Genomic DNA, 5418 nt, shown 5'->3' with positions numbered 1-5418 from the left:
GATCCACAGGCTGTTGACCGGCCAGCCCATGGCGATGATCAGGCCGAGCAGGATGGAGATGATGCCGGCCACCAGCAGCCATCCCCAGCCTTGCTCCGGCCGGTGGTTGAAGGCGACCCAGGACCTGAGCAACCCGGAAGCGACGAGCGCGATTGCGAGCAGCAGGGTCAGCACCGCCGTCGCGAGCAGCGGGTTGTCGAAGGCGAAGAAGCCGGCGACGGCATAGAGCAGGCCGCTGAGCAGCCAGTAGAAGAACCGGCCCCAGGTCTTGACCCCGAAGGCGTGGATGATCTCGATCACGCCGGCCATCAGCATCAGCCAGCCGACGACATAGACCGAGGCGACGGTGGCGATGAAGAGATTGCCGAAGGCGATGCCGCCGAAGATCAGAAGCAGGACCCCCAGCGCCACGAACCATCCCCATTTGTCGCGTGTCTGGCCGATCGCGTCTTTCAGGGTACCGCCTTGCAAGGTCATGATTTTCTCCCTCAAGAATTCGCCGCGCCGCATGCGGCGAATTGAAGGTAATCCTGTTGCCATCAACCGTCCAGCAAGCGCCGGCAGGCTGGTGCGCGGCCCATCCGTTCAGAGCCGCAGCAGGGTCTTGATCGCCCGGCGTTCATCCATCGCGCGATAGCCTTCCGCCACGTCGGCCAGCGGCACTTCGAGGTCGAAGACCTTGCCCGGATTGATGGTGCGGTCGAGCACGAGGTCCATGAGATGCGGCAGAAAGCGGCGCACCGGCGCGGGCCCGCCGAGAAGGCTCTTCTGCTGGAAGAACAGGGTCTGCCCATCGAACTGGACGCCGTGCGGCACGCCGACGAAGCCGATCTTGCCGCCCGGTCGGGCGCAGTTCATGGCCTGCTGCATGGATTGCTCGGTGCCGACGCATTCCAGCACGGAGTCGGCGCCGACGCCCTTGGTGAGTTCCTTGATGCGGGCCACGCCTTCGTCGCCGCGCTCGGAGATGATGTCGGTGGCGCCGAATTCGAGCGCGAGGTCCTGGCGCGACTTGTGGCGGCTCATGGCGATGATGCGGCCGGCGCCCATCTGCCTGGCGGCAAGCACGCCCATCAGGCCGACAGCGCCATCGCCGACGACGACGGCGGTCGAGCCTTCCTGGACCCCCGCCGCGTCGGCCGCGTACCAGCCGGTGCCGAGCACGTCCGACGTTGCCAGCAGGCTCGGGATCAGGTCGTCGGAAGGAAGCTCGTCGGTCGCCACCAGCGTGCCGTCCGCGAGCGGCACCCGCGCCAGCGGCGCCTGCGCGCCCTTCATGAATTCACGCTGTTCGCAGGACGACTGAAAGCCGAACCGGCAGTGAGGGCAGGTATTGTCGGACAGGCAGAACGAGCCGACGACGAACTGGCCGGGCCGCACGGTCCTCACCGCGCTGCCGACCTCGACGACGATGCCGCAATATTCGTGGCCCATGTGCTGCGGGCTCTCGATGTCTTGCAGGCCCCGATAAGGCCACAGGTCGGAACCGCAGATGCAGGACGCCGACAGCCTGACGATCGCGTCGGTCGGCTTCTCGATGGTGGGTTCGGCGATCTCTTCGCATCTGACGTCGCCGGGGCTGTAGAGCAGGGTTGCCAACATGGAGGATTTCCTTTCGTGCTTCTTGATTGGTTGGTTGCGCCAGGCGCCTTCCTTACCGGCGCGTCGCCAGCACGGCGCAGAGCACGGCGCCCGCGCCCATTGCTGCGATCACGGCACCCATTGGCCACGGGGTTCCGTCGGCAAACGCGTCCAGAAGCCCGGACCCGGCGATGCCGCCGCCGTAACCGATCGCGCCCACGAGCGCCGAGACGGCGCTGGCCTGCTCGGGATAATCGGCGAGCGCTGCCGCGATGGAATTGGCGATGATGAATCCCGACATGGATACGTAGAGCAGCAGCGGGACAAACAAACCCCACAATCCACCCCAGCCGGAATAGGCAGAGGCCGCGGCCAGGAGTGCTGCAAGCAACGCGCCGCCTGTTGCCGCCGGCAGCACGCTGTTGATGCCAAGCGAGACGATGACCCGCCGGTTGATCATGTTGGTGATGACGATGCCGAAGATGCCGGCTGCAAAGAGCAGCCCGTAGATCTCCGCCGGGACGTGATGGTAGGTGATGAATGCGAACGGTGTTCCGGCGATGTAGGCGTATAGGCCGGCATAGAAGAATGCGCCCGTGCCGGCATAGCCGAGTATCCGGGTCTGGCCGAGCAGGCCCGCGTAGCGGCCCAGGGCGCTTAGCAGGGAGTCCTGGCGTCGCTTTTTTGCGGAAAGCGTCTCGGGGATGGTGAACAAGGCCATCAGAGTCGCGGCGCCGACCGCGACAAGCGCCCAGAACACCGCGCGCCAGCCGGCGACCGCCGCAATCTGGCCGCCGACGATCGGACCGAGGATCGGCGCGATCGCCATGACGGCCATAAGCGTCGACAGCATCTGCGCCGCGCGCGGTCCTTCGTAGAGGTCGCGCACCATGGCGCGCGACAGTACCACGCCGGCACAGGCGCCGAGCGCCTGGACGACGCGCCAGGCGATGATCGCATCGATGCTTTGCGAGAGCGCGCATCCGGCCGAGCCGATGATGAACAGCACCAGGCCTATGGCGACGGGAACGCGCCGCCCGTATTTGTCGCTGATCGCGCCCCAGAACAATTGTCCGAGGCTGAAGCCGATGAGGAAGCCGGAGATCGTCAAAGCAACACGTCCGGCATCTGCATGCAGGGCTTCGCCCATGGCCGGCATCGCCGGCAGGTAGACGTCGGTCGATATCGAGGCGAAGCCCATCAGCGCGCTGAGGGTCGCAAGCAGGTGCCATGGCTGCGTGGCCGGAGAGGGCGCGGCGGCGACGCTGTCCGGCACCGCCATGGCCGGCGTCAGGGTTTGGGAGCTCATTTTTCGGGACTCGCTATGAGGGGGCTGCCGCCCGGCGCCATGTGCAGCGCCCGAGGGCGGGCCGTGTTTCTCTGCGGCGCAAGATAACGTTGACCGGTCCCGCCGATTAGATATTCAATCGCGCATGAACTTATGCTCTGGATTCATCAATGAAGCGCGATGAGCTCGGTGACCTCGCCGCGTTCCTCACGGTCGCCGAGGAGCGCAGCTTCACGCGGGCGGCCGCGCAACTCGGCACCTCCCAGTCGGCGCTGAGCCACACGGTGCGCCGTCTCGAGGAGCGGATGGGCGTCAGGCTCTTGACCAGGACGACGCGCAACGTGGTGCCGACGGACGCTGGCGAGCAGCTGATGGAGACCCTGCGCCCGGCTTTCGACGATATAAGGAGCCGGATGGATGCGTTGGGCGCCATGCGCCAGCGCCCGGCGGGCACGATCCGCATAACATCGGGCCTCTACGCCGCCGAGACGATCCTGATGCCGGTCGCGAAACGACTGATGGCGGACTATCCCGATATCAAGGTCGAGATCGCGATCGAGCAGCGCTTTGTCGATCTCGTCGCGGAGCGCTACGATGCCGGCGTGCGCCTGGGCGAGAGTCTCGAGAAGGACATGATCGCGGTCAGGATCGGGCCGGAGCTGCGCATGGTCGTGGCGGGCTCGCAGGACTATTTCCGGCGCCATCCGAAACCGACGACCCCGCACGAACTGACCCGCCACAATTGCATCAACCTGCGCCTGCCGACGCTGGGCGGCCTCTATGCCTGGGAGTTCGAACGCGGCGGCCGGCCGTTGAATGTCCGGGTCGAGGGGCAGTTCATCTCGAACGACGTGACCATGATCATCGATGCGGCGCTCAGCGGCGTCGGCCTCGTCTGCCTGCCGGACGACCATCTTGGGCCGCTGGTTCGCGACGGGAAGCTGGTTTCGGTGCTGGAAGACTGGAGCGCCCCGTTTCCGGGCTACCACCTCTATTATCCGACCCGCCGCCTTGCCTCGCCGGCTTTCGCTCTGCTGGTCGACGCGCTACGCTACCTGTGAACGTTCAACGACCGCAAAATCCTACGATCCGCCGATGCCGATATTTTCGGACTTTAAGTCAAATTTTACCGAAACGGCGTCATGGCTTTTGCGTTGCCGGGTGTTGCTGCCGGCCTGTTTGGCGTAAGGGGTGACGATGCGTATTGTCGGGACGATTCCGCTGCTTCTCGCCTCCGGCCTGATGGCCTCAACCGCCGCCCAGGCGGGAGAGGGGAGCTGGATTTCCGGCGACTGGTACCTGACGCTCGGCGCCACCGGCCTCATCGCCCCGAATTTCGAGGGTGGCAAGCGCTACATGCTCAGCGCCCAGCCCATCATCTCGCTCGGCAAGGCCGGGCCCGAGGCGCGCTTCATCTCGCGCAACGACAACATCTCGCTGGCGCTGATCGACGACGGCAGCGTGCGCGCCGGCCTGACCGGCAAGTTCCTGTTCTCGCGCGACAGCAAAGATGAGCTGCAAGGCCTCGACCCGGTGCGCTGGGGCGGCGAGGTCGGCGGCTTCTTCGAATTCTATCCTCTGGACTGGGTGCGGGCCCGCGCGGAGCTGCGCCACGGCATCCGCGCGCATAACGGCTTCGTCGCCGACATCGCGACCGATGCCTTCTATGATGTCACTCCCACGGTCCGCATCTCCGGTGGCCCGCGCGTCTCCTTCGCCTCGGCCGGTTATTTCGATGCCTACTATGGCGTCAACGCCCAGGAATCTGTGGCTTCGGGCCTGAGCCAGTACTACCCCGGCGGCGGCCTGAAATCGGTCGGTCTCGGCGGCGCCATCACCTGGAAGGTGACCGATCCGATGACGGCGAGCCTGTTCGGCGAATATTCGCGCCTTGAGGGCCCGGCGGCCGATTCCAGCCTCGTCAGGGAGCGCGGCGACCGCAACCAGTGGACCTTCGGCGTCTCGACCGCCTATCGCTTCAATTTCTCGATGTAAGGCGGCAAACCGGCGCCGGGGCCTGAAATCCGCGCTTTATTCCTGCCGCGGCATCCGCTAAAAGCCACGCCATGACGAGCTTTTCGCGCCTTCTCGCGATTGCGATACGAATTACGGGCCCGGTGTTCCGGGTGGCCTGAGCGCCGCTGGAGCCGCCGGGAGTTCTCGCGCGCCCCCTCGCGCCTTTTCAAAGAGATCAACGCATATCGCCCGAAAATTGGCTTCGGCCTGGGAAAACGATATGCACCGAACTGAAGACTTCAACGCCCGGGCCTTTCCGCTACCGGGCACCTGAGATGGCAGATCGATGACCGATACCCCTGTGACCGAACCGTCCGAGACGATCGACTATTCCAAGACGCTTTACCTGCCGCAGACAGATTTCCCGATGCGCGCCGGCCTGCCCGAGAAGGAGCCGGTGCTGGTCAAGCGCTGGCAGGATATGAACCTCTACCGCAAGCTGCGCGACGAAGCGGCCGGCCGCGAGAAGTTCGTGCTGCATGACGGGCCGCCCTATGCCAACGGCAACATCCATATCGGCCACGCGCTGAACA

6 protein-coding genes are annotated in these 5418 nt (G+C 65.4%); 3 read left to right on the top strand and 3 right to left on the bottom strand.

Going from position 1 to position 5418, the window contains the following annotated elements:
• From Q0L57_RS05025 to Q0L57_RS05015, 3 genes are all read right to left on the bottom strand, one after another.
• A partial coding sequence (locus tag Q0L57_RS05025; RefSeq protein ID WP_296738935.1) for an HdeD family acid-resistance protein occupies window positions 1-477 on the bottom strand: 477 nt, incomplete at its 3' end.
• Window positions 478-585: 108 nt separating this feature from the next.
• Window positions 586-1602 carry a zinc-dependent alcohol dehydrogenase family protein gene (locus Q0L57_RS05020; protein WP_296738933.1) on the bottom strand — a complete coding sequence of 339 codons (1017 nt, stop codon included), beginning with the start codon at window positions 1600-1602 and terminating at the stop codon, window positions 586-588.
• A 52-nt stretch (window positions 1603-1654) separates the two neighbouring features.
• Window positions 1655-2890, bottom strand: coding sequence for a multidrug effflux MFS transporter (locus tag Q0L57_RS05015; protein WP_296738930.1), 1236 nt, complete (start codon window positions 2888-2890; stop codon window positions 1655-1657).
• 149 nt (window positions 2891-3039) lie between these two features.
• Here Q0L57_RS05015 and Q0L57_RS05010 point away from each other — a divergent pair, with 149 nt between their 5' ends.
• The 3 genes from Q0L57_RS05010 to Q0L57_RS05000 form a co-directional block, all read left to right on the top strand.
• Window positions 3040-3930 (top strand): LysR family transcriptional regulator, encoded by an 891-nt coding sequence (locus Q0L57_RS05010; protein ID WP_296738928.1) that lies wholly within the window; start codon window positions 3040-3042, stop codon window positions 3928-3930.
• Window positions 3931-4066: 136 nt separating this feature from the next.
• Entirely contained in the window at window positions 4067-4864 is a 798-nt protein-coding gene (locus Q0L57_RS05005) for a MipA/OmpV family protein (protein ID WP_296738926.1), read from the top strand.
• 307 nt (window positions 4865-5171) lie between these two features.
• Window positions 5172-5418 (top strand): class I tRNA ligase family protein (locus Q0L57_RS05000; RefSeq protein WP_296738925.1); only part of this gene is annotated, 247 nt, incomplete at its 3' end.

This window comes from Mesorhizobium sp., assembly GCF_024509055.1.
Taxonomy (GTDB): domain Bacteria; phylum Pseudomonadota; class Alphaproteobacteria; order Rhizobiales; family Rhizobiaceae; genus Mesorhizobium.
Note: the sequence above shows the minus strand (reverse complement) of the source record. Positions and strands in the feature narration are given on the sequence as shown.